Consider the following 23,661-nt stretch of genomic DNA (forward strand, 5'->3'; position numbering starts at 1 on the left):
CTGCTGTCCGACGCCGACACTCTCGGGGAGTTCCAATGCCCTTCTCCTAGGCTGGTCCCGATAGCGGAAACGTCGCCGGCTGCGGGCGGACACGAGATCATGGTGTACATCAGAAGCGACAGGTTTGAGCTTCGATCGATGCCAAAAGCCGCCAGCAGCTCGGCGTCAGGACATCGACGGCGCTCCAGCGCCCGGTTCATCGTCGAGCTTGGTCTGGTCGAGCGCCTCTTGGACGGACACCTCAAGCAGGGCGAGAACGCCTTTCAAGCCCTCATTCAAGTCCGTGTGTCGGTTGGCGTCGACAAAAGCCCGCAGTCCTTCGAGTTGGTGCAGCCCCACGACCAGCTCCCAGGCGGCGAGAACTTGACCGCCCTCCGCGCCGCCCGTTTCATCGGTAAGTTTGTGGCTCCCGACCCGCAGCGCCAGCAAGGCGGCCAGGGCCTGGATCTGCCCGTTCATGAAATCCACGCGCCGTTCTAACACGGCCACTCTGTCGTCGTCGCTCAACCGGCTTCCCTCTTCTGGCGGCTCAAAAAGTCGACGAGGCGAGGCTTCAGTCTCATCCCTCATCGACTGCCGCTGGAGGAATCATCGTGACCGGCGGACACTGTCCGATCGGCCCATTTTGGTCTTTGGCGACTTCTCGATCCTGACCGGGAATGATTGACCGGGCGTACGCTGGTGTGACGCAAGCGTCGCAAGCAACCGGAACGCGCCAAAGGCTTTCACCAAAAGTCGCCTGCTTGCGGTGAAGCTTCAATCGATATTGGTGAACTTTGACGACCCCTTCCCGAAACGCCGCTGAGCTCCTTTGCTCGATGCGCGTGATGACCACCGCCCGCCGCTGGAAACTGCGGGTCGCGCGCTTGTTTCGGGAGGCGGGACATCGGGGCTCGCCGATCATCGTCCTTTATTATTTGGCTCAGGCGCCCAAGGGGCTGACGCTGGCCGAACTCGCCGTTCGGATGGAGGCGGCGCGCGGAACCCTGGCGCGTCTGGTGTCGCGTCTGGAGCGCGACGGAATGGTCAGCCGACGCAAACTCGTCGGCGATGCGCGTGCGCGACTGATCATGGTGGAACCATCCGGTCACGCCGCGATCGAGGCCTTCGATGTGCATGCCTCCGCTCTGCGCGCACGGCTGTTCGATGGCGTAAGCGATGCGGATCTGAGCGTAACCTTACGTGTGCTCGACGTCGTGATGACCCGGCTCGGGGAAGGGCAGGATGCGGTAATCCGCGCGTAACGCCCCCTCGCGACATGGCGCAAACCGTTCTGTCGCGATTTGAGCCGCGCCGGACCTCGATCCGAACCGCTTCAAGCCGCGAGTGTTTGATCCACGCCAGCCAAGACTCGGCCTAAGGTTCGCCTGCCGATCCGGCGATCCCTGCGATCTCCAAATCCGCAAACACAGGCCTTATCGCCAAAAAGACAGCTTCGAGATGATCGCACAGACGACGACGATGGATCACAGGGCCACATGACAGGCGACGACCACATCCATCCCCAGGCCGCCATCGCGCCGGGCTATCTGACCAATCACGCGGCGCGCGCCTTCAATCGTCTGGTCGACACCGCCTTGAGGCCGCATGGCGTTTCGCTGTCCCTGCTCGGCCCGATCATGCTGCTATCCTGGAAAGGCCCGATGCTTCAGCGGGACCTGGTGCGCGACTCCGCAGTCAAACAGCCGGCGATGGTGGCTGTGCTGCGCAAACTCGAAGGGATGAATCTGATCCAACGCTCGACTACTGAGACCGACCGGCGCGCGGCCGTGGTGTCGCTTACGTCTCAAGGCGAACTCTTGGCCGAGGCCGGCGGAAACGCCCTGATCCAAGCCAATATAGTCGGACTGAAGGGATTTTCAGAAGCCGATGCGGCTCAGCTTGTTTCCCTTCTTCAGCGTCTGATCGTGTCACTCGAAGCCGCGGACGGAACAAAACATCACACGTGATGTTTTGGCCGAGGAGGATCGTCCATGTCTCATCGTATCTTGATCTCCGGCGCCAGTATCGCCGGTCCCGCCCTTGCCTTCTGGATGCGGCGTCTCGGCTGGCAGGTCGTCCTGCTTGAGCGCGCACCGGCGTTCAGGGACGGCGGGCAGAACATCGATGTGCGCGGACCAGGCCGTGATGCGCTCGAGCGCATGGGGCTGCTGGACGTGGTCAAGGCTGGCAACACGACCGAGCAGGCATGGACTTTTGTCGATGCGGATAATGCGACGGTCGCCCGCTTCGGCAAGGACGATTTCGGCGGCGACGGTCCGACAGCGGAACTCGAAATTCTGCGCGGCGATTTGGCGCGGATCCTCGATCGCGCCAGCGGCGACATCGAGCGCCGTTTCGGCGACCATATCACAAGCCTGCAGGACGACGGCGACGCGGTCACAGTCGGTTTCGACAAGGCCGCTCCAGAACGCTTCGATCTGGTCGTCGCTGCGGAAGGCGTCGGATCCTCGACACGCAGCCTCCTCTTCGGCGATGCTGCAAGGATCGAACCCTGGGGTCTGGACACCGCCTATTTCACTATTCCGAAAGGCGTAGGCGACGGAGAAGATGCGCGCTGGTTCAACGCGCCTGGCGGGCGCAGCCTCTTTTTGCGGCCGGACCCGCAGGGCACGACCCGTGTCGTCATGTCCGTCCAGCAGGATCCAAAAGGCTGGGACGATCTTTCGTCTGCGGATCAGAAACAGGTGCTCACCGAACACTTTTCCGACGCCGGTTGGGAGACGGCCCGAATTCTGGAGGGTTTGAAGCACACCGACGACTTCTATTTTCACTCAATCGCTCAGTTGAAGCTGGAGCATTTCTCAAAAGGCCGTGTCGCGCTCACGGGGGATGCCGCCTGGGCTGTGATGGGCCGAGGCACGACCCTGGCCTTGATCGGGCCCTATGTGCTCGCCGGGGAACTGGCGCGGCGGAATGACGTCGTCGCCGCCCTGAAAACCTACGATCAGATAATGCGGCCATTTGCCGATATCGCCCAAGACGTGCCGCGTTGGGGGCCAAAGGCGCTGCAGCCTCAAACCCGCTTTGGGATCGGCTTCCAGCACGCGATACTCAAACTCATCACCGCACCTGGCGTCCGGTTGGTGACCGAGCGCTTCTCCGGACCGGGGGACGATCTGCCATCCCTGCCCGATTATCCGGAGCTGTCGGCCGCCAGCCCTGCCGGCAAGCCATAAGTCGGCGACCCTAATGCATTGGTTTCTCATCCCTTGCCTTTCGACGGGTTAGAACCGACTGATCCGGCGCGGTCGCCCATAGACGAGAGGCGGGCGACCCAGATGGCGAAGGCGATGGACAAGCCCGTGCGCTCCCATCCCTTCAGGGCTAGAGGCTGCAGCCGTCTGATCGGAGACTCGCGTCCTCGCGCGTCGGCCGGTAGACTGCAGGCCGATCGCTGCCTTTGTCCGATCATCGTCTGCGCCACCCAACAGGTTCTCGAAGTTTGTCCGATTCTATTTCGCCAGCTGGATCCGGGCTTACAGCCGAAATCGCCGACCTGATCGCTGAAGTTCGCGCGGATGCTGCGGATGAAACCCGCACCCAGATGGACAAGCCGACACCCCCCCGTGTCGAGACATCACCTGCAACTGCCGCCGGATTCCGGTCAGTCGAGGATGAGCTGACCTATCGGCTAGGCCAGCAGTCCCTGTTGGCCCGCTTCGGCGAGATCGCCCTTCGCGAGAGGGATCGTCACGCCTTGCTCGAGGCCGCCTGCATCCTCTGTGCTGAAGGTTTGGACACGCGGTACGCCAAGGCCCTGACTCTCGACGCGGATCGTGGACGTCTGGCGCTCGTCGCCGGGGTCGGTTGGCGAAACGTGGTCGAGGGCGTGACCTCGCTCAGTGTCGATCTGGACTCGCCGGCTGGATACGCCTTTCAGACTGGAAAACCCCTCGTCTCCAATCATCTCGAAAACGAGGAGCGCTTCTCGACGCCGCGTCTTCTGGCGGAACACCATATCCGTCGGGCCATCAATGTCTTGATCCGTCCAGACATCGATGGGACGCCTTGGGGCGTGCTGGAAGTGGACAGCCCTGACGAGGGCCAGTTCGACGCTCGCGACGCTCTGTTCCTGGACGCCTTCGCCGCCGTGGTCGGCGCCGCCATCTCCCGACAAAGCACGGAGCTGCGGCTTGTGGCGGCGATCGAACATCAGGCGCTGTTGACCCGAGAGGTCAGCCATCGCGTGAAAAACAGCCTGGCGCTTGTCTCAAGCCTTCTGACGATGCAGGCCAGAAGTTCCGGCTCGGAGGACGTCAAGGCGGCCTTGGCGAACGCCGGAGCGCGGATTCAAGCCATCAGCGAGGTGCATGACCAGTTGTGGCGCGGAGCCGATGTCCAGACCGTCATCCTGTCGGACTTCCTGTGTCAGCTTTGCGCCGCGATCGACACCGGCAGCGAAACCCATGTCGTCAACTGCCAGGCGCAGGCGGCGCCCGTGGCCGCCGACATCGCCATCCCCCTCGGCCTGATCGTCAACGAACTCGTCACCAACGCCATCAAATATGCTTATGGCGTCGAGGGCGGCGAAATCCAGGTCGCGGGCCGGATCGACGCGGGACAGCTTGTTGTCGTTGTCGAAGACCGGGGCCGAGGGTTCGACCTTGACGCCGCCCGGAGCCATCGAAGCCTCGGCATGCGTGTCGTCGACAGCCTTGTCCGCCAAGTCGGCGGAGCCCTGACGGATACAGCGCAAGGTGTCGGGGCACGGCTCGTACTCACGGTTCCGCTAGGCTGAAGCTTGGGCCTGGATCGGTTCAGTCAGGCCCCAGCTTCTCGAGGCTTCGCGGCTGCAGAATGATGTCCGCGATCTCGGCCTGACCGACCCGGAACGCCACCTGATATTCTGGATCCTCGGTCATGGCCCTGAAGGCCGAACGGCGGGGATAGCGAACCAGCCCTGCGCGTCGAGTTCGCCGAGGTCCAGGAGCAGCTGACGGGTCAGATGGCGCTGTCGGCGACACAGCTGGTAATGACGCCGGCGATGGCCGAGGCGCTCGGCGCAATACTGCTAGAACAGGCCCGCGTGGCGCGCGCGGCCGAGGGCGAGGCCTGAGGCGATTCAGCCTATAGGCCGCGTCAATGACGCCTGTTCAAGTGAACGACGCCCTGGACGCGATGGAGGCCGCGGCCGACGCCTCCGACCAGAAGCCCGGCCTGATCACCGTCGAGACCTCCGTCTGGATCGACAGCCTCTCGGCCGCGCAGAAGTCCATGCCCAAAACCATCCTCGACGACATCCGCATCCGGAACATCAAGGTCGCAGTCGGATCGCGCAACGCGACCAAGATTCTGACCCGCCGAGGTGGGCGAAGGTGGAGCGCCCCATAGGGATCTGACGCCCGCAGCGGCTTAAAGAAAAGGCCGCTCCGGTCTCCCGGAGCGACCTCTCTGCAGCGGAGCGCTTGGCGGTGCTCGACGCTCTGATCAGTCGGTCCTCTCCCAAGCCCGAGCCGATCACCAATCTGCTGAACGCCGCCGGCGACCCTGGGTTGCCGGTACCGCGCGCTGTTTATTGGCGAGCCACTAGGAAGCCTCTAATATGGGTCCTCGATGACTCTCCTCGCCAACATCATGATCGGGCTGGACAGCCTTCTGAAGCGGCTGACCCGACGTCGGCGTTTTCTATAGCCGAACGTCCCGCCGGCTCCCTTATGTCGAAGTCCGAGAAATACCGCCCCACTGGATCATGGGCCTTGCCGCTGCGCGCGTAGGATCCATCGTAGATGATCTTGAGAATCGGTCCGTTCTTCAACCGATCCGCATTGCGCGTCGAGATCGCCTCTGCACACGAGGATTTCAGGCCTCGACCACGCTGAGCAGTTCCGCCCGCTTCAACGGCGGAAGATGATCGAGACTGGAGGTCATGGTCGGAGTCTCCCCGATGGCGAGGGTCGCCGCAGGAGGCGATGACGGCGTCACACTCGTTTCACGCGAGCGTCGCCCGCGACGCGAGCGCCCGACGCCCTCACCGTAAGGCCGGGACCCCATAAGCAGCCCCGGCCTGCCATTGTTAAAGACGGCAATTCCGCTGCGAAGGATTAGGCGTCCGGGTTGACGGCGCCCGCCTTGCCTTCCGCTTCGCCGTCTTCGACCGCCCATGACGGCCCTCCTCGTCAGCCGCCGCCACCGGCGACGTTCGCAGCCGAACCGGCAGCCAGCCGATTCCCGCCGCCAAACCTTCGGCGGCCTCCCCCATGTCCGCCTTTTGCATTCCTGCCAAATGCGTGGCCTGAGCCGGATCGACCGCTTCGCCGACCGCCTCAAGCACCGCGCCTTCGCCACCCGCCCGAAACAGCAGGCCGCCGTCGCCTTCCACGTCCCCGTCATATCGAGACCGCTCGCGGTCGCCATCACCTTGGCCTGCGCCCACGCCGCCGGATGGCGGTCATGAGGATCGCGCACCGCGTGAACGCTCAGCAAGGCGCAATAGGCCAGAAGCGCCAGCCGGTCCGTCTGCGGCATCGCGGTTACGGCGGCCCAGAGGTCCGCCGCCTTGTCCGGCGACCGCACCGCCCACATCTCGCCGCGCTTGGCGATGCGCCGTCCGGCCGGAGCTTCCTCGACGCCGGGCACGGCGCGTTCGAGCCCCATCCGGGACAGCCGCAGTTGCCGGGGCGTCGGCGGATCATAGGAAGGATAGAAGACCGACAGGGCCAGGGCGTAAATCACCGCCGTCAAGTCAAGCTCGGGCTGGTCCTGCAGGGCGGCGCGCAGTCCCATGGTCTCGTGAGCGCTGAGGTCGATGACCATCCTCCCTCGCTTGGGCTATCGAGCTCAGGGCTCAGCGCAGCCAGTCTTGGACTGTCGCCGCACGAAGAGGTCAGGCTTTGAAGCAGCGCGTTTGATCGATGATACGCAGCTGGGCGGGGCCCAATATCAGCGCGGAGGCGCAGGCAGCGTGTAAATCCGCTCCGAACATCCCGACGAGAAGACGGCTGAACCCAGCGACGACTTACGCGGGTGAAGCCCCGAGCAGATGATCCAGGGCGCGGGCCATATTCTCGAGTGTATAGGGTTTCTGGATGACCGGCCGACCTCGGTGCGCCATCGGGAAATTGGCTTGTTCGCCGTAACCGGTCGCGAACAGGAATGGTATGTTCAGTTCCGCCAGCCGATCCGCGATCGGATAGCTGGTTCGGTCGCCGAGGTTGATGTCGAGCACCGCTATGGACGGACGGCTGGCTTCGATATTGTCCAGGGCGCCGTCGACGGTCGCAGCGGTCGTCACATTCTCGGCGCCGAGGCGAGTGGCTATGTCTTCCGCGTCCAGGGCGATGATCAGACTGTCTTCGACAAGAAGAATGTCATGGCCTTTCAGCAGCGTGTTCGGGGTCGCCTGCGGGTGCCCCATTGCTGAACGCGGGAACTTGATGGGCTGACCGGAGGGCGGGGTCCTCGGCTCGGAAAGGTGGCGAGCGGGGATGCGGAACTCTGCGCGCACGCCGTCAGGGTCGTACGATATGGTCGCGTCCCCTCCCAGGTCATACGGCACCGAGCGATCAATGATGGTGGTTCCGAACCCCTTGCGGGTCGGGGCTTTGACCTCCGGCCCGTTTGTTTCGGCCCACGACAACGTCAGATCGCCGGCGGGGTTGCGGCGCCAGCTGATGGTGACGGTCCCCGACTTGACGGACAAACTTCCGTATTTGTTCGAGTTGGTGACCAGTTCGTGGATGACCAAGGCCATTGTCGTATAGGCCTGCGGGTTGAGATAGACCGCCTCGCCATCCGTGATGACCCGCTCGTGATCGCCGACGAATGCCGCCGCCTCGGCGTCGATCAAGGCCGATAGAGGCGCCGGTCCCCAGTGATCGTCCGTGATCTGGTTGTGGGCGCGCGCCAGGGCATGAATCCGCCCGTCGACGATCTTCACGAACTCAGAGTCGTGTTCGCCCGTCGGTTGGGATTGGCGGATCAGGCCGCGGATGAGGCCGAGGATATTGCGGACGCGGTGATTCAACTCGGCGATCAGAAGCTCCTGCCTGGCGCTGGCTTGCTGGCGCTCGGCCGAAGCTTCGTCCGCGAGACGTAAGACCACTTCGATCAAGGTCGCGCGCAGGGTTTCGGCGACACGGACTTCAGACCCGGTGAAGGGCTGCGACTTGCCCTCGACCAGTTCTTTCCATTCCTCGAAGCTCTGCCGAGGGGTCAGGCGAGGTCCATTTGGTCCATATTCGACGGGCTTGTGCGGGTCGCCGCCCCAGCGCACCGAATGGATGAGCTCCTTGCGGAACAGAACCACATAATCGCGCGGCGCCCTGGAAATCGGAATGGCCAGCATGCCTGCAGCATCGGAGGCGAACCCCTCGGCGCCTTTCACGATTGAGCCGATGTGGTCGGTGGCGAACACCTTAGCCGCTGCCGTTCCGTTGAGCGCGCGAATGATCTTTCGGAAGTCTTGCGGCGGCGGCACCGTGCCTGAGAAGGCGAAATTTCCGCCCAGCCAGACACCGACGCCGTCCGCCGGAATGGCGTTGGTCAGGATGTCTCCAAGCCAATCCGGGTCTTTCAGAAGCGTCTCGTCCGAAGCCACCGCTCCGAGAAGCTGGTCCGAAATGTCGCGGGCGCGCCGCTCGTATTCAACCACTTCCTGCCGCTCGCGGCTCTCCAGCCGCATCGCGAACATCTGAGCAAACAGTTCGCTGACCGAGCGGCGTTCGAAGCTCGGACATTTAGGCGCGTAATGGTGACACGCGAACAGCCCCCACAGCCTGCCCTCGACAATGATCGAAATCGACATCGACGCTTCCACGCCCATGTTCTTGAGATATTCGATATGTATGGGCGACACTGACCGCAGCACCGCAAGGGACAGATCCAGCGGCTTTCCTGTCTCGTCGCGCTGCGGAATAATCGCGATGGGCGTGGCGTTCACGTCAGCGATGATGCGCAGCAGATTGCGGCGGTAGAGTTCACGCGCCTGAGCCGGAATATCGGAAGCGGGATAACGCAATCCTATGAACCGACCGATACCCGCGCGTACGGCTTCGGCGACGACCTCTCCCGAGCCATCCGGCGCGAAGCGGTAGACCATGACCCGATCAAAACCGGTCAGGGCGCGAACCTGGCGGGCGCCTTCCTTGAAGAAGCTTGGAAAATCGCTTGTTTGATCCAGTCTGGCGATCATCGAGCGAACCATGCCGGTCGCATCGCCATGTTCGCCGGAAGCCGGCTCCGCCTCGATCACCATTTGGCGGTCGGACACGTGGATGGCCACGTCAAATAGCCGGCCGTCTTCGGTCAAGGCGACCTCGAACAGGCGCTCGACTGAATCAGACCCTCGCAAAATGGCCGACCGATTTCGAAGGTCGTGCACGGCCCTTGGCGTGAATACATCCTGCAGCGGCCGACCGAAGAGGGCTTCAGGCGGTTCGCCGAGGTAGTCGCTGACGTTTTCAGACGCGCGAGCAATGACCCAGTCGGCCGTCAGAGCAAGGAGAAATCCAATGGGCTGGATGGCGCCGAGGATATGGATTGGTTCTTGATCGCAGTTGGTCAGATCGACCTTGGCGTTCTCTTCAGGCACGTCCACGGGCTCCGATTGTCGAGCGGGCGCCGACCCGCAAAGAAGTGTCTTCGCCAGACGAAGGACTTCCGCCGGTTAGCAGCTTAACCACAACAGCATCAAGAGATGTGCCTGATTGTACGATAGAGTAATCTTGCGAATGGCTTAGCTCGCTCCGCATACCCTGTTCGTCGCCGGGGACAATCGTTCGCAAGAAGCCATCTATCCGCTCGCCCGCACCCGTTCGATGGACGGCGCACCACTGAGACCGCGAGCCATCCCAAGTCGCCAGCCTAACGGATGGTGCTCGAGGTGGCGCCGGACCCCGGCGACCAGTGGGTTGCGCGCGCATTCAACCGGCCTGCGGGCGCCCGACGAACCTCTCTACAAACCAGAAGTTCAAGGGCGCTTGTTCATTTCCGCGCGCCTCCGGCGGAGGATATCGGACCAGTGATCCGCCATTACGAGCAGCGCCTGGCGCCGCATAGGATCCGGCTCAGGTACAGCCTCTAGGATCAGATCAGCAAGTTGCTTTCGGATCTCTTCAATCGTCTTGGGAGGTTTCATCCCGGCCAAAAGGCGCCGCAGCGGATTAGGTTCACTCGCCCGCAACAAAGACCAGCCGACCGACCGTCGATTGCAATAGCGAAACCTGAACACCAGGCGAACGACCAGATGAGGTTTGTCTGATGTGAATGAGGCCGAGGCCAAAGCCTTTAAGCATGAGCGGCCGAGCTTCCAGCGCCGCCGAAGTCAGGCAAGGGAGGATTTCATCCTCACAGCCCGATCCTCACCGTCATCGGCTGTCAGATATAGGCGATCGGAATCATCACCAGCACCAGATAGACGAACGCTCGCGCAGTCGCCCAGAACGCGATCAGGGCGCCACGCCATCGGCTGATGCTGAGCTTCCTGGCGAACCAGGCGGATTGAACGTTCAGGAACCAAACCAGGCCGACCCCGATAATGGCCCACCCGATTGCGTTGTTCAGGTCCGAGCGCTGGAGGAAAATCTCTCCTGCCGCGAGCGACGCCGCGCAAAGCGCGGCCAGGTAACACTGGGCATAGAAGGGAGCGCGCAACGTCTGGCGGCTGAGTTTCTTGCCTTGCCGCCGGACCAGGCTGGCCGCCGCGACAAGCGGAACCAGGCTGAACATCAGGGACCGAAAGAGGACCAGGTTTTGTTGATTGGCGGCGATTGTTTTCAACGCCTCGGACGTCGCGTCCGGCGGCGGCAGATGGGCGGCTGCGGATATGAGGTTGCGCTCGAGGAGCCGGCGCAAGGGGTTGTCCGAAATGGGCGTTCAATCCTTGCCGCTAGATGCCCCTTGGGGCGCAAGCGACGCCATGTTAGCGCTATCTCTATTGCGATGGCTGGCATAGCTTGCGCGTCATCTATGGGAATATCTTCGGGCTGACGACATGCGCCAACGATTGGGCACCTTCCTCCTTTTCATGTCATGCCTCCTTGGCGCACCGGCAACGGCTCACGCCCAAGCCGCCCCACGGGTCATCACCGTAGATATCGGAGCACCTTGGACGCCGCGCGACCGGCTGGCGGACTTCTCCATCGGATCGGACTATCCCGGCACCTTGCTTCGGAATGAAAGTCTCGCCCAACTTCGTGTCGCCCAGAGCGAGTTGGGCTTTCGATACATACGTTTCCACGGCGTCTTCCATGACGGCATGGGGGTCTATAGTGAAGTCGACGGCACGCCGGTCTACGACTTCTCCCGCATCGATCAGCTCTACGGTCATTTGCTCAGCCTAGGCCTGAAGCCGTTCGTCGAACTGGGCTTCACGCCAGACGCAATGAAGACGTCGAACCAGACGCTCTTCTACTGGAAGGGGAACACCTCTCACCCGCACCCCGCCAAATGGGACGGGCTGGTGGACGCCTTCGTGCGCCATCTGATCGACCGCTACGGGGTCGAAGAAGTAAGGACGTGGTACTTCGAGGTCTGGAACGAGCCGAACCTGAAGGACTTCTGGGAAGGCGCGGATCAATCAGCCTACTTCGACCTCTATGGTCGCTCGGCGCGGATCATCAAAAGCATCGACAGCCAGTTGCGTGTCGGCGGCCCCGCCACCGCCGGCGCCGCCTGGGTGCCGGAGTTCATCGCCTATGCGGACTCGCGCGCTCTGCCGATAGACTTCATCTCGGCGCATACCTACGGGGTCGAAGGCGGATTCCTGGACGAAACGGGCGAGGGAGACACCAAGGTTCTGCGCACCGACCAGGCGATCGTCGCGGATGTGCGGCGGCTCCGCGCCGAGATTGAGGGGTCGAGCCGACCGGGACTGCCCCTGTTCTTTACCGAATGGAGTGTGAGCTATAGTCCGCGCGACGCCGTCCATGACGACTACATCAGCGCCGCCTACATCGTCGAGAAGCTGCACCAGGTTGAAGGCGTGGCTCAGGGCATGAGCTACTGGACCTACTCCGACCTTTTTGAAGAACCAGGTCCCCAGCAGTGGGCTTTCGAAGGCGGATTTGGCCTTATGACCCCAAACGGCATCCGTAAACCGTCCTGGTTCGCCTTCAAATACCTCAACACCTTGGGCGAGCGGGAATGGGCGAGCAACGACGCTCAGGCGATCGTCGCGGCGGATGGGAAGACCCTGCAGGTTCTGGCCTGGACCTTCACCGGCCCGCCGGAACAGGACGAGAGCAACCGCCCCTTTTATCGCCGCGTCCGGCCGGCGGCGGAGGCGGCTCCGATCCAGATCGCCTTCACCGGTCTTGCGCCGGGTCGACGGACGGTGAATATTCGCCGCGTCGGCTTCCGCAACAATGACGCCTACACCGCCTATCTGGAGATGGGCCGACCTCAGCGCCTGACACCGGACCAGATCGAAGCCCTGCAGACCCTGTCCTCCGATCCGGTGCAAAGCACGCCCATCGACATCGGGCGCGATGGCCGCGGGATGCTGGCGTTGCCGATGCGGGACGGTGACGTCGTTCTGGTCGAAATGCCCAACAGTTTGGCCCCCTCCGCCTCCTAAGCCAGGAGGGCGTGTCGGGGTGCGTGCGCGATCAGCACGTTGGCGGCGCGGCGGCGTTCCTCCGCAAGCGCTGGAGGCACATCTTCAGCAGCGGCTCCTGCAGCGTTCGAGCCGCAATCTGGCCGCGCGGTGGTGCTGCGCGAACTGGCGCCACAGGACCTCAAGATTGGAAATGACGCGCACCAAACCCTCCCGCGCCATCGCCTTGGCAGGCTATTTGGGAACCGTCGTGGGACGGGCCCACGGGCGGCAGCTTGATCCGGCGACTCGCGCCTCATGGTCCGAAACGATTAAACAGCCCCGTTCGTCTGAACTCGGCGCCCCGTCGTGGCTTTGGTCAAGCGTCGTCGAGCTCCTGGGCCTACACGAAGCGGCTTATCTCGAACACTGCCGCCTCTACGCCCTGTCCCACTCCGATTGAAAGAACGAGTAGGTGGCGGAAGTCGGTTTGCTGCGCGTTAGGTCAAGCGGTGACAGCTCCGAGCGTTCGCTCCACCATCGACGCTAGATCGAGGGACGAAGCTCGAGACGTATAGCTTCCTCAATCCGACGCGGAAGGCTTCGATTCGCCGATCCACCTCACGAAAACTGATCTTTGAAAATAGCTCCGGCTTTAACGACCTAGTGGGGAGCCAGGGGCTTGCGTCACGCTGGCGTCCTGCCAGGGCGTGAGTTAATCCAACAGGCTTCACCGTCTGATGGGAACGTCTGCAATGGCGCGCGGCACGCTAAAATTCTTCAACTCCGCAAAGGGGTTCGGCTTCATTTCGCCGGACGACGGCGGACAGGACGTCTTCGTCCATGTCTCGGCCGTGCAGCAGGCCGGTCTGGCTGGGATCGACGAAGGCGATCAGCTTGAATACGAACTGGAGCAGGATCGTCGCTCCGGCAGGACGTCCGCCGTCGATCTCGTCTTCCTGGGACATGACGCCGAAGCCGCCCGCCGTCCTGCGCCGCCCCGTTTCGACCGCGCGCCGCGCACGGCTGGATTCGGCGGCCCGCCGGTCGGCAGCGGCCAAGGCGTGGTCAAATGGTTCAACCCGACCAAGGGCTTCGGCTTCATTACCCCGAGCGAAGGCGGGACCGACCTTTTCGTCCATGTATCCGCGGTCGAGCGCGCCGGCCTCTCGGCTTTGAGCGAAGGCCAGGCACTCGCCTATGACCTGGAGCCGTCTCGCAACGGAAAGACCTCGGCGATCAACCTGCGCCCGCTCTGATCGGTCAGAGGCGGTCGGGCCCTGCCTGAGCCGCCTTGATCAGATCCAGAGTCAGGCCGTCGGGCGACAGGGTCCAGCGGGCAAGCGCCGCGTCGAACACCGGGGCGTCCGGCGCGACGGCGGCGAACAGGGTCATGGACGAGCGGAATTTCAGATCGTCCGGCGATCCGAAGAGAGCGTGCAGCGAGGAGGCTGGCGAGGCGGTCGCCGTTCGTGCGCTGCGACGCAGACGCTCGCCCAGAACCGGATGGGAGAGATAGGCCTTCGCCTCGGCGAGCGAGCCGATCCCATAGAATTCCGCCGTCGGCGAACGGCCCAAGGACCGGGCTTGCGGAAATACGAACCACATCCAGTGGCTCGCCTTGCGGCCAGCGGCCAGTTCGGCCATCGCCGTTTCGAAGAAAGGCGCCTGGGCGGCTACGAAGCGGTCGAGACCGGCGGTCATCCTGTCTCCTTGGGGAGGCCTGCGAACCAGTCCGCATAGGCTGTGTTCTTCACCATACGTCGGTTGTCGTCCGGCGCGCCATCCTCCCACCACACCGGCCCTCGCTCGCCCAGACCGATTTTGGCCACGTCGACGGCCGCGCGCGCGGCCTTCAACGCCACCTCATCCTTCCCGGCCAGGGCGGCGCGCACCGCCCGCCGGGCGGCCATCAGCTCACTGACCAGGCGGGCGCGCGTCTCTGAGGACAGGCGAGGATCGGCGCAGCGCCAAAGGCGTCCGCGAACCACGAAATAGCGACCGTCGGGCGTGACGGGAGGGGAAGAAGACGCCATCTCATCCGAACGCACGGACCGCCCGAGCGCACCGCCCACAGACCGGTCCACAGACACGCCGTTCACGCCGCTTGACTCCCACGGCGTTCAATAAGAACAAATGCGGAACATTTAATCCCCAATCGACGCTTTCGGAGATCATGCCCCTCGCCCCGTCCGCCTTTCAGGCCCTGCGCACCGAGATCGCCCGGATCGAGGCCGGCCGGCGCACGCCCAGCGGGGTTCTGCCGTTCGACGTGGCCGCACTCGACGCCAGGCTTCCGTCCGGCGGGCTGGCGCTCGGGGCCCTGCACGAGGTGGCGGGCGGCGGCGACGGCGCGGTGAACGGTGCGGCGGCGGCCCTGTTCGCCGCCGGGATCGCCGCGCGAACCCAGGGTCCGGTGCTCTGGTGCGTCACCCGACCGGATCTGTTCGCGCCCGCGCTCGAACAGGCCGGACTGTCCTCGAACCGCGTCATCTATGTCGAGGCCGGCGACGAAGCCGGACTGCTGGCGGCCTTCGAAGACGGTCTGCGCCACGGCGGCTTCGGCGCAGTCGTAGGCGAACTGTCCCGGCTGTCGATGACCGCTTCGCGTCGCCTGCAGCTGGTGGCCGAGGACTCCGGCTGCATCGGTCTGGCCGTCCGCCGATGGCGACGACAGGCGGAGGCGGCGGACTTCGGCCAGCCGACCGCCGCCTCGACCCGCTGGCGGGTCACGGCCCTGCCCTCCGCCCCCCTGCCCGTCGCCGGCGTCGGCCGTGCGCGCTGGTTCGTCGAACTGATCCGCTGCCGCGCCGGAGACTGCGCGGATTTCGAACTGGAAGCCTGCGATGAGACGGGTCGTCTCGCTCTACCTGCCCACCTGGCCGACCGATCGTTTGAGACGCCGGCTTGGGCCGGACGCGCCGTCGCCTGAGACGCCGCTGATCCTGGTCGGCCGTCAGGGTCGCCGCCGCCTCGTGCTCGCGGCGGATCAGGCCGCGCTCGAGCGTCGCCTCTATCCGGGCATGGCCGCCACCCAGGCCCGCGCCCTCGTCGAGGATCTGATCGTCCAGGACCTCGATCCGGTCGCGGACGCCCTGGCCTTGGAACAGTTGGCCCTGTGGGCCTTGCGTCGCTATGCGCCGGTGGTGGCGGCCGATCCTCCGGACGGCCTGGTCCTCGACGTAACCGGCGCGACCCACAGATACGGCGGCGACGCCGGGCTTTTGTCGGACCTGATCGCCCGCACCGCCGAGGTCGGCCTCGATGCGCGCGTCGCCATGGCCGACACCTGGGGCGCCGCCCACGCCTTGGCCCGCCACAGGGCGCGTCCCTCCATTCTTTGCGGCCCCGGCGAACGCGCCCTGGCGTCTCTGCCGACCGGCGCCCTGCGTCTGCCGTCCGATATGGTCGAGGCCCTCGCCCGCCTCGGCATCGACACCGTCGGAGAGATCGAGGCCAAGCCGCGCGCCCCCCTCGCCCTGCGCTTCGGCCCCGAACTGACCCGACGCCTCGACCAGGCCTATGGACGCACGCCAGAGCCCATCACGCCTGTGGACGCTCCCGAGCTGATCAAGGCGCACCGGGTCTTCGCCGAACCCATAGGCGCGCCCGAAACCCTCGCCCGCTACACCCTGAAACTGGTCGAGACCCTGTGCGCCGAACTCGAGGCCAGGGCGCTGGGAGCCACGCGCGTCGACCTGCGCTTCGAACGGGTCGACAATCGCATCGAGGCCGTCCGCGTCGGCACGGCCCGGCCGGTCCGCGACATCGGCCGCCTGACCCGGCTGTTGTGCGACAAGATCGAAACCGTCGATCCTGGGCTCGGCGTCGAGGTCATGGTCCTGTCCGCGCCTGTGGTCCAACCGCTGGACTGGAGCTCCAGGCCCGGCGATCTGACCGCGCCGGCCGAACGGGACGTGGCCGATCTCGTCGATCAACTGACCAATCGCCTGGGCCGATCGCGCCTCTATCGACTGGCGCCGGCCCAGAGCGACGTGCCCGAGCGTTCGATCCGCAAGCTCGCCCCCACCGCGCCGCCCGTGGCCGAGACCTGGGCCAGGCGTTGGCCGCGGCCGTCCCGGCTGCTGGCCCGCCCGGAGGCGATCGAGGCCGTCGCCCTGTTGCCCGATCAGCCCCCGGTCGCCTTCAGTTGGCGCGGTGTCCGTCACCGGGTGAGGCGCGCCGACGGTCCCGAACGGATCTTCGGCGAATGGTGGAGACGCGACGGCGAGATCGACGCCGTGCGGGACTATTTTCAGCTCGAGGACGAAGCCGGGGCCCGTTTCTGGGTTTATCGGCGCGGAGACGGCGAACAGGCCGCGACCGGCGACTTGAGCTGGTGGCTGCACGGCCTGTTCGGCTGACACCCGCCGCATGGCGCGCCGCGTCGGACGCGGAGCTTGGCCTGTTCGGTCCAGCTTGGCTATGATGAGCCCATGACCGAGTTCAACCCCTTCGACGTCCGTCTGGGCGCGACGATCCGCACCCGTCGCGAACACCTGAACATCACCCAGGCCCAGTTGGCGGATCGCATCGGCGTCACCTTCCAGCAGATCCAGAAATACGAAAAGGGCGTCAATCGCGTCGCCGCCTCGCGGCTCGTGGATATCGCCGCGGTTCTGGACAGCTCCGCCGGCGAACTTCTCGGCGAGCGAACCGGGAATGACCTTCCCGGCGCTGCCGCCCTGCTGAAGGCCTGGAACGCGATCGAGGACGACACCCAGCGCGAGGCGATCCTGCAGGTGGCGAAAGCCATGCGCCGGCCTGTCTGAAGGCGTCCCGCTCAAACCAGGGTTCGGAAGGTCACCGAATAACGCATGGCGGTCAGGGGGACGATGGAATGTTCCCAGGCTGAGCGGGCTTCGCCGCTCAATCGATAGACCGAACCCGGCGCAAGCGGCGCATTGCGGCGCTCGAAACCCTCGCCTTGGCGACGACGCAGTCGCATCACGCAGGGCGCAAGAAGCGAGACGCCCAGAACCTCGCCATAGATCGGCCGGTCCCGATGCCAGCCGATGCCGGCGCCCGGCGCATAGGCGTTGATCAGAACCTGGACGAAACGCTCCGCCTCCAGCCCGAGGCGGTCGCCCAGACGTGAGATCAGACGTTCGAGAAACGGCGGCCAGCCGTTGTCCGCCGTCCCCGCCGGATCGGTCGCCGCCGGCCTGTCGAAGGCCGCCACCTGGCGATGTGCGACATAACCCCGGTGCTCATAGGGCCGGAAGGCGAGCGCCTGCAGATCGGCGACGAGCGCAGCCTGATCGCCCGGCGACAGGACATCCAGCCAATAGTCGAAACCCGCGACCACTGGCGCGGTCGGCTCCGGCGCGCCGAACAGGTCGGGCTGATCGAGGGCGTAGGCGGCGCTCAAGACAGGGCCAGAGCCGGGGACGCCGCCCCCGCCGTCTCCAGATTGGAGAGACTGACACCGACCAGACGCACGCCCCTGGTCGGCGGATAATGGGCGCGGACCAGCACCCGGCTGATCTCACGCAGCCGCTCGCGCGAGGCGACAGGCTCGGAAAACGATCGGCTGCGGGTCGCCTGGCGGAAGTCCGCCCATTTGACCTTGACGGTGACGGTCCGGCCCCGGCTCCCCGATGTCTCGCACCAGTCCCAGACCTCGTCGGCCATCTCCGCGACCCCCGCTTCGATCGCCTCGGGGTCGGTCAGATCCGACGCGAAGGTGGTCTCGGACCCGCTCGACTTGCGCGTCCGGACGGGATCGACGGGACGATCGTCCTCGCCGCGCGCGATGGCGTGATACCAGGGGCCGGATCGCCCGAAATGATGCTGCAGGAACTCCAGGCTCTGGCGACGCAGATCGGCGCCGGTCTGCAGGCCCAGCCTCTCCATCTTGGCCGCCGTCACAGGCCCCACCCCGTGAAACCGCTGCACCGGCAATCCCTCGACAAAGGCCTCGCCCCGTCCCGGCGCCACGACGAACTGGCCGTTCGGCTTGCGTTGGTCGGAGGCCAGTTTGGCGAGAAACTTGTTGTAGGAAATCCCCGCCGAGGCCGTCAGTCCCGTCGCCTCCAGAATGCGCGCGCGGATTTCCTGCGCAGTCTGGGACGCCGTCCCCAGGCCTCGCCGATCCTCGGTGACGTCGAGATAGGCCTCGTCCAGCGACAGGGGTTCGATGAGATCGGTATAGTCCGCGAAGATGGCATGGATCTGAGCCGACACCGACCGATAGACCTCGAACCGAGGCGGGACGAAGATCAGGTCGGGGCATTTGCGCTGCGCCGTCGTCGACGGCATGGCGGACCGCACGCCGAAACGGCGGGCCTCGTAACTGGCGGCGGCGACCACGCCGCGCGCCGCCGCATGACCGACGGCGACCGGCTTGCCTCTCAGGCCAGGATCGTCCCTCTGCTCCACCGAGGCGAAGAAGGCGTCCATGTCGACATGGATGATCTTACGAACAGGCCGGTCTGGCATGCCCGCCTCCTAGCACCCTTGGAACAAATTGGGAACACGGCCAGCTCGATCGGGCAGAGGGAAGCTAAAGTCCAGCACGCCTGCCCCGTCAGGCGCCCTGAGAAGAGGTCATGGGAACTGGCCGGGCGAGGGGCCGTTACGCCGACACAAAGGAGAGACCAGATGTTGAAGTGGGCCCTGATTTTCGCCGTGATCGCCATCATCGCCGGGGTGCTCGGCTTCGGCGGGATCGCCGGCGCCGCCGCCGGGATCGCCAAATTCCTCGCCGTCCTGGCCCTGATCGTCTTTGCGATCTTCGCCGTGCTGGGCGTGACCGTCGCCAAGAAGGTCACTTGATCCCAGCCGACCAGCCTGCCTGCTTGCGCCGCCGGACCTAATCCGGCGGCGCTTGTCGTTCCTCTCCCGGATATCGCCCATGACCGAACCGGTCGCCGCCCGCCCGTCGCCGATCCGCGCCAATCTGGTCCTGTTCGCAGCCCTGTTCGCCAATCTGGGCATAGCGGTCGCCAAATTCGTCGCCGCCGCGATCACCGGATCGTCGTCGATGCTGACCGAAGGGGTCCACTCGCTGGTCGACAGCGGCAATCAGATCCTGCTGCTCTACGGCCAGCATCGCGCCAAGCGACCGGCCGACGCCCTGCACCCCTTCGGCTATGGGAGAGAGCTCTATTTCTGGGCCTTCGTCGTCGCCATTCTGATCTTCGCCGTCGGCGCCGGGGTGTCGGTCTATGAGGGCTGGCTGCATCTGCGCGATCCCGAACCCTTGCGCGACCCGACCCTCAACTATGTGGTTCTGGCGATCGCCGCCCTGCTGGAAGGAACCTCCTGGGTCATCGCCGTGCGCGAGTTCGACGCCAAGCGCCAGGGCGCGAGCTGGTGGCGGGCCCTGCGCCGCTCGAAGGATCCCGCCGGCTTCATCGTCCTGTTCGAGGACAGCGCCGCCCTCCTCGGTCTCGCGGTGGCCGGCGTCGGCGTCTTCGCCAGCCACGCCCTGGGCGATCCGCGCATCGACGGTCTCGCCTCGATCGTCATCGGCCTGATCCTCGGCGTCGTCGCCCTCCTGCTTGCGCGTGAGGCCAAGGGACTGCTGATCGGCGAGAGCGCCGATCCCGTCCTGATCGCCGACATCTGGGATCGGGTGGCCGCACGTCCCCAGATCACGGCGGTGAACCATGTCCGCACCATCCACACCGCCCCCGACGCCGTCTTCGTCGCCGTCAGCGCCGACTTCGACGACGCCCTGACCCTGGGCGCGGCCGAAACCCTGATCGAGACGATCGAGACCGAGTTGAAGGCCGCCCATCCGCAGCTGACGTCCATCTATATCCGGCCCGAAAAACAGGCCGAAGCCGTCCGACAACCGCGCCCCTCTGCGACCTGACGCCAGGAGTCTTCAACGGCTCCGCTTGCAGGCGGAAGGGAGGATGGCGCATGGACGAAAAGAACATTTCATGAACACTTATGCGCTATATCGAACTCCAGTGCACCTCCCACTTCTCCTTCCTGAGGGGCGCCAGTTCCTGCGAACTGCTGTTCGAACAGGCGCGCTTGTGCGGACTGGAGGCTTTGGCGATCGTCGACCGCAACTCCGTCGCCGGGATCGTCCGCGCCCATGAGGCGGCCAAGGCCTCGGGCGTGCGGCTGATCGTCGGCTGCCGCCTCGATCTCGCCGACGGGACGGGCCTCCTGGTCTATCCGACCGACCGGGCCGCCTACGGCCGGCTGACCCGTTTGCTGTCGCTGGGCAAGGGACGCGCCGGCAAGGGTCGGTGCCATATCGACTGGAACGACCTGATCGACTGGTCGCAAGGCCTGATCGCCGTGCTCGCGCCCGACGAGGCCGACGCGGTCTGCGCCGCCAATCTGCGCCGGCTGAAGGCGACCTTTGCGAGCGGCGCCTATCTGGCCCTGACCCTGAGACGACGACCGGGCGACGCCCTGCGCCTGCATGATCTGTCCGGGCTGGCCGCTCAGGCGGGCGTGCCGACCGTCGTGACCAACGACGTCCTCTTCCACCATCCCGAGCAGCGGCTGCTTCAGGACGTCGTCACCTGCATCCGCCACAACTGCACCATCGACGAACTGGGGTTCCGGCGCGAACGCCACGCCGACCGCTATCTAAAACCGCCCGCCGAAATCCACCGGCTGTTCAAATCCTATCCCGAGGCCGTGTCCCGCTCCGTCGAGATCGCCGATCGCTGTCGCTTTTCGCTCGACGAACTGGCCTATCAGTACCCGGACGAAGTCTCCACGCCCGGCATGACGCCGCAGCAGACCCTGGAACAGTTGACCTGGGCCGGGGCTGCCGAGCGCTATCCGGAAGGCCTGCCCGACAAGGTGCGTGCGGTCCTGCGTCATGAGCTCGACCTGATCGGTCGGCTCGACTACGCCCCCTATTTCCTGACGGTCCACTCCATCGTCCGCTTCGCCCGCAGCCGGGACATCCTGTGTCAGGGGCGCGGTTCGGCCGCCAATTCCGCCGTCTGCTATGTGCTGGGCGTCACCGCCATCGACCCCGAACGCAACGACCTGCTGTTCGAGCGTTTCGTCTCCGAGGAAAGGCGCGAACCGCCCGATATCGACGTCGATTTCGAACACGAACGGCGCGAGATCGTCATGCAGTGGGTGTTCGACACCTATGGGCGCGATCACGCCGCCCTCTGTTCGACCGTGATCCGCTACCGCGCCAAGGGCGCCATCCGCGACGTCGGCAAGGCGCTGGGGCTTCCCGAGGACATGACCAAGGCCCTGTCGTCCCAGACCTGGGGATGGTCCGAGGGGGTGGATCCCAAACACGTGGCCGAACTGAACCTCAATCTGTCGGATCGGCGCTTGCGCCTGACCCTCGATCTGGCCCGCCAGTTGATGGGCGCGCCGCGTCACCTGTCACAGCATCCGGGCGGTTTCGTCCTGACCCGCGATCGGCTCGACGATCTCGTCCCGATCGAACCGGCGGCGATGAAGGATCGTCAGGTGATCGAATGGGATAAGGACGACATCGACGTCCTGAAATTCATGAAGGTCGACTGCCTGGCGCTGGGCATGATGAGTTGCATGAAACGGGGCCTGGACCTGCTGCGTGCGCACAAGGGGATCGATCTCGATCTGGCGACCATCCCGGCCGAAGATCCGCGCACCTATGCGATGATCCGCAGAGCCGACACCCTGGGCGTCTTCCAAATCGAGAGCCGCGCGCAGATGGCCATGCTGCCCCGGATCAAGCCGCGCACCTTCTATGATCTGGTCATCGAGGCCGCCATCGTCCGCCCCGGCCCGATCCAGGGCGACATGGTCCATCCTTACTTACGCCGGCGCGAAGGCAAGGAGCCGGTCGACTATCCCAAGCCGGAACTGGAAGCCGTCCTCGGCAAGACCCTGGGCGTTCCGCTGTTTCAGGAACAGGCCATGCGGGTCGCCATCGAATGCGCCGGCTTCACCCCGTCCGAAGCCGACCAACTTCGGCGCGCCATGGCCACCTTCAAATTCACCGGCGGCGTCACTCATTTCCGGGACAAGCTGGTGGGCGGCATGGTCGAGCGCGGCTATGATCAGGACTTCGCCGAACGCACCTTCAGCCAGCTCGAAGGCTTCGGCTCCTACGGATTTCCGGAAAGCCATGCGGCGTCCTTCGCCCTGATCGCCTATGCCTCCTCCTGGCTGAAATGCTGGCACCCGGACGTCTTCTGCGCCGCCCTTCTGAACGCCCAGCCGATGGGCTTCTACGCCCCCGCCCAGATCGTGCGCGACGCGCGCGAGCACGGCGTCGAGATCCGTCCGCCCTGCGTCAACGCCTCGCGCTGGGACTGCAGCCTGGAGCCAACCGCCGATCCGGACCGGTTCGCCGTCCGACTCGGCCTCAGGATGGTGCACGGCCTGGCCAATGCCGACGGCGCCCGGATCGTCGGCGCGCGCGCCGATCGGCCCTATGGCTCGGTCGACGACCTGCGGCGGCGCGCCGGCGCGCCTGCCGCCGCCCTCGTCCGGATCGCTGAAGCCGACGGCTTCCGTCCGGCCTTGGGCCTGGCCCGCCGCGAAGCTCTATGGGCGATCAAGGGACTGAGGGACGAGCCCCTGCCCCTGTTCGCGGCCGCCTCGGCGCGCGAGCAGGCGATCGTGCCGGAGACGAACGAGCCCGAGGTCGAGCTCAAGCCCATGACGGTGGGCCGTGAGGTGGTCGAGGACTACGGCCATCTGGGCCTGACGTTGCGCGATCACCCGCTCGCCTTTCTGCGCGAGGATCTCGGGCGCGACCGCTATCGGCCTTGCGCCGAGGTCGGCGCCTATTCCGACATGAAGTTCGCCCGCACCGCCGGCCTGGTCCTCGTCCGACAAAAGCCGGGCTCGGCCAAGGGGGTGATGTTCATCACCCTGGAAGACGAGACCGGCGTATCCAATCTGGTGATCTGGCCCAAACTCTATGAGGAAAGTCGGCGAACCATCCTGTCCGCCTCGATGCTGGGCGTGCACGGCCGGATTCAGCGCGAAGGCGAGGTGGTCCATCTGGTGGCCTACCGCCTGTTCGACCTGTCGGCCCTGTTGGCCGGGGTCGGCGGACGCGACGCGCCCTTCCCTCTGCCGCACGGACGCGGCGACGAGTTTCATCGTGGCTCCAGCCCGGATGCACGAGATGCGGCGCCGCGCGGCACGGCGGCGCGAGACATCTATATTCCAGACCTGCATCTGGACACGATCCGACCGAAGACGCGGGACTTTCGTTAGGCGTTCGACGCCAGGGATCATGACCT

The 23,661-nt window shown here is 65.1% G+C and carries 20 protein-coding genes and 2 pseudogenes; 14 read left to right on the forward strand and 8 right to left on the reverse strand.

What is annotated here, in order from left to right:
- Positions 1-165: 165 nt before the first annotated feature.
- Positions 166-507: a hypothetical protein gene (locus ACIQ1T_RS02505; protein ID WP_395942909.1), complete on the reverse strand. Its 342-nt coding sequence runs from the start codon at positions 505-507 to the stop codon at positions 166-168.
- Between the two features lie 320 nt (positions 508-827).
- Here ACIQ1T_RS02505 and ACIQ1T_RS02510 point away from each other — a divergent pair, with 320 nt between their 5' ends.
- The 5 genes from ACIQ1T_RS02510 (at position 828) to ACIQ1T_RS02530 (ending at position 5,334) form a co-directional block, all read left to right on the forward strand.
- A complete protein-coding gene (locus ACIQ1T_RS02510; protein WP_395942910.1) occupies positions 828-1,244 on the forward strand; it encodes a MarR family winged helix-turn-helix transcriptional regulator in 417 nt (138 codons plus the stop codon).
- Positions 1,245-1,478: 234 nt separating this feature from the next.
- Positions 1,479-1,949, forward strand: coding sequence for a MarR family winged helix-turn-helix transcriptional regulator (locus ACIQ1T_RS02515; protein ID WP_395942911.1), 471 nt, complete (start codon positions 1,479-1,481; stop codon positions 1,947-1,949).
- 24 nt (positions 1,950-1,973) lie between these two features.
- Positions 1,974-3,179 carry an FAD-dependent monooxygenase gene (locus ACIQ1T_RS02520; RefSeq protein ID WP_395942912.1) on the forward strand — a complete coding sequence of 402 codons (1,206 nt, stop codon included), beginning with the start codon at positions 1,974-1,976 and terminating at the stop codon, positions 3,177-3,179.
- A gap of 224 nt (positions 3,180-3,403) precedes the next feature.
- Positions 3,404-4,741, forward strand: coding sequence for a sensor histidine kinase (locus tag ACIQ1T_RS02525; protein WP_395942913.1), 1,338 nt, complete (start codon positions 3,404-3,406; stop codon positions 4,739-4,741).
- A gap of 359 nt (positions 4,742-5,100) precedes the next feature.
- Positions 5,101-5,334, forward strand: a complete 234-nt coding sequence (locus tag ACIQ1T_RS02530) for a hypothetical protein (RefSeq protein ID WP_395942914.1) — start codon at positions 5,101-5,103, stop codon at positions 5,332-5,334.
- 468 nt (positions 5,335-5,802) lie between these two features.
- On the opposite strand, the gene ACIQ1T_RS02535 is transcribed toward ACIQ1T_RS02530, so the two are convergent.
- From ACIQ1T_RS02535 to ACIQ1T_RS02545, 3 genes are all read right to left on the reverse strand, one after another.
- Complete coding sequence (locus ACIQ1T_RS02535) at positions 5,803-6,756, reverse strand: hypothetical protein (RefSeq protein WP_395942915.1); 954 nt, start codon at positions 6,754-6,756, stop codon at positions 5,803-5,805.
- Positions 6,757-6,958: 202 nt separating this feature from the next.
- Positions 6,959-9,532 (reverse strand): HWE histidine kinase domain-containing protein, encoded by a 2,574-nt coding sequence (locus ACIQ1T_RS02540; RefSeq protein ID WP_395942916.1) that lies wholly within the window; start codon positions 9,530-9,532, stop codon positions 6,959-6,961.
- 785 nt (positions 9,533-10,317) lie between these two features.
- Positions 10,318-10,794, reverse strand: a complete 477-nt coding sequence (locus tag ACIQ1T_RS02545; protein ID WP_395942917.1) for a hypothetical protein — start codon at positions 10,792-10,794, stop codon at positions 10,318-10,320.
- Between the two features lie 151 nt (positions 10,795-10,945).
- Between ACIQ1T_RS02545 and ACIQ1T_RS02550 the strand changes: the two genes are divergently transcribed.
- The 3 genes and pseudogenes from ACIQ1T_RS02550 to ACIQ1T_RS02560 form a co-directional block, all read left to right on the forward strand.
- Complete coding sequence (locus ACIQ1T_RS02550) at positions 10,946-12,517, forward strand: beta-xylosidase (RefSeq protein ID WP_395942918.1); 1,572 nt, start codon at positions 10,946-10,948, stop codon at positions 12,515-12,517.
- A 713-nt stretch (positions 12,518-13,230) separates the two neighbouring features.
- Positions 13,231-13,431, forward strand: a pseudogene (locus ACIQ1T_RS02555) (cold-shock protein); the annotation flags it as partial.
- A 114-nt stretch (positions 13,432-13,545) separates the two neighbouring features.
- Positions 13,546-13,734, forward strand: a pseudogene (locus ACIQ1T_RS02560) (cold-shock protein); the annotation flags it as partial.
- Positions 13,735-13,738: 4 nt separating this feature from the next.
- Here the strand turns inward: ACIQ1T_RS02560 and ACIQ1T_RS02565 are convergent.
- Together ACIQ1T_RS02565 and ACIQ1T_RS02570 are read right to left on the reverse strand one after the other, a co-directional pair.
- Positions 13,739-14,179 (reverse strand): DUF1810 domain-containing protein, encoded by a 441-nt coding sequence (locus tag ACIQ1T_RS02565; RefSeq protein WP_395942919.1) that lies wholly within the window; start codon positions 14,177-14,179, stop codon positions 13,739-13,741.
- On the reverse strand, positions 14,176-14,511 hold the full coding sequence (locus ACIQ1T_RS02570) for a hypothetical protein (RefSeq protein ID WP_395942920.1): 336 nt from the start codon (positions 14,509-14,511) through the stop codon (positions 14,176-14,178). Before ACIQ1T_RS02570 ends, ACIQ1T_RS02565 begins: the two co-directional genes overlap by 4 nt.
- Positions 14,512-14,651: 140 nt before the next feature.
- Here ACIQ1T_RS02570 and ACIQ1T_RS02575 point away from each other — a divergent pair, with 140 nt between their 5' ends.
- From ACIQ1T_RS02575 to ACIQ1T_RS02585, 3 genes are all read left to right on the forward strand, one after another.
- Positions 14,652-15,407 (forward strand): ImuA family protein, encoded by a 756-nt coding sequence (locus ACIQ1T_RS02575; protein WP_395942921.1) that lies wholly within the window; start codon positions 14,652-14,654, stop codon positions 15,405-15,407.
- Positions 15,322-16,839, forward strand: coding sequence for a Y-family DNA polymerase (locus ACIQ1T_RS02580; RefSeq protein WP_395942922.1), 1,518 nt, complete (start codon positions 15,322-15,324; stop codon positions 16,837-16,839). The genes ACIQ1T_RS02575 and ACIQ1T_RS02580 overlap by 86 nt, the downstream gene beginning before the upstream one ends.
- Before the next feature lie 72 nt (positions 16,840-16,911).
- Entirely contained in the window at positions 16,912-17,247 is a 336-nt protein-coding gene (locus ACIQ1T_RS02585; RefSeq protein WP_395942923.1) for a helix-turn-helix domain-containing protein, read from the forward strand.
- An 11-nt stretch (positions 17,248-17,258) separates the two neighbouring features.
- Here the strand turns inward: ACIQ1T_RS02585 and ACIQ1T_RS02590 are convergent, their stop codons facing one another.
- Both ACIQ1T_RS02590 and dinB read right to left on the reverse strand, forming a co-directional pair.
- Positions 17,259-17,846, reverse strand: coding sequence for an alpha-ketoglutarate-dependent dioxygenase AlkB (locus ACIQ1T_RS02590; RefSeq protein ID WP_395942924.1), 588 nt, complete (start codon positions 17,844-17,846; stop codon positions 17,259-17,261).
- Complete coding sequence (dinB, locus tag ACIQ1T_RS02595; protein WP_395942925.1) at positions 17,843-18,916, reverse strand: DNA polymerase IV; 1,074 nt, start codon at positions 18,914-18,916, stop codon at positions 17,843-17,845. The genes ACIQ1T_RS02590 and dinB overlap by 4 nt, the downstream gene beginning before the upstream one ends.
- Positions 18,917-19,078: 162 nt before the next feature.
- Between dinB and ACIQ1T_RS02600 the strand changes: the two genes are divergently transcribed.
- From ACIQ1T_RS02600 to ACIQ1T_RS02610, 3 genes are all read left to right on the forward strand, one after another.
- Positions 19,079-19,252, forward strand: coding sequence for a DUF1328 family protein (locus ACIQ1T_RS02600; protein ID WP_395942926.1), 174 nt, complete (start codon positions 19,079-19,081; stop codon positions 19,250-19,252).
- Between the two features lie 79 nt (positions 19,253-19,331).
- Positions 19,332-20,297, forward strand: a complete 966-nt coding sequence (locus ACIQ1T_RS02605; protein WP_395942927.1) for a cation diffusion facilitator family transporter — start codon at positions 19,332-19,334, stop codon at positions 20,295-20,297.
- Positions 20,298-20,377: 80 nt separating this feature from the next.
- Positions 20,378-23,635 carry an error-prone DNA polymerase gene (locus ACIQ1T_RS02610; RefSeq protein ID WP_395942928.1) on the forward strand — a complete coding sequence of 1,086 codons (3,258 nt, stop codon included), beginning with the start codon at positions 20,378-20,380 and terminating at the stop codon, positions 23,633-23,635.
- The last annotated feature ends 26 nt before the right edge of the window (positions 23,636-23,661 follow it).

Source organism: Brevundimonas sp., from assembly GCF_044336875.1.
Taxonomy (GTDB): domain Bacteria; phylum Pseudomonadota; class Alphaproteobacteria; order Caulobacterales; family Caulobacteraceae; genus Brevundimonas.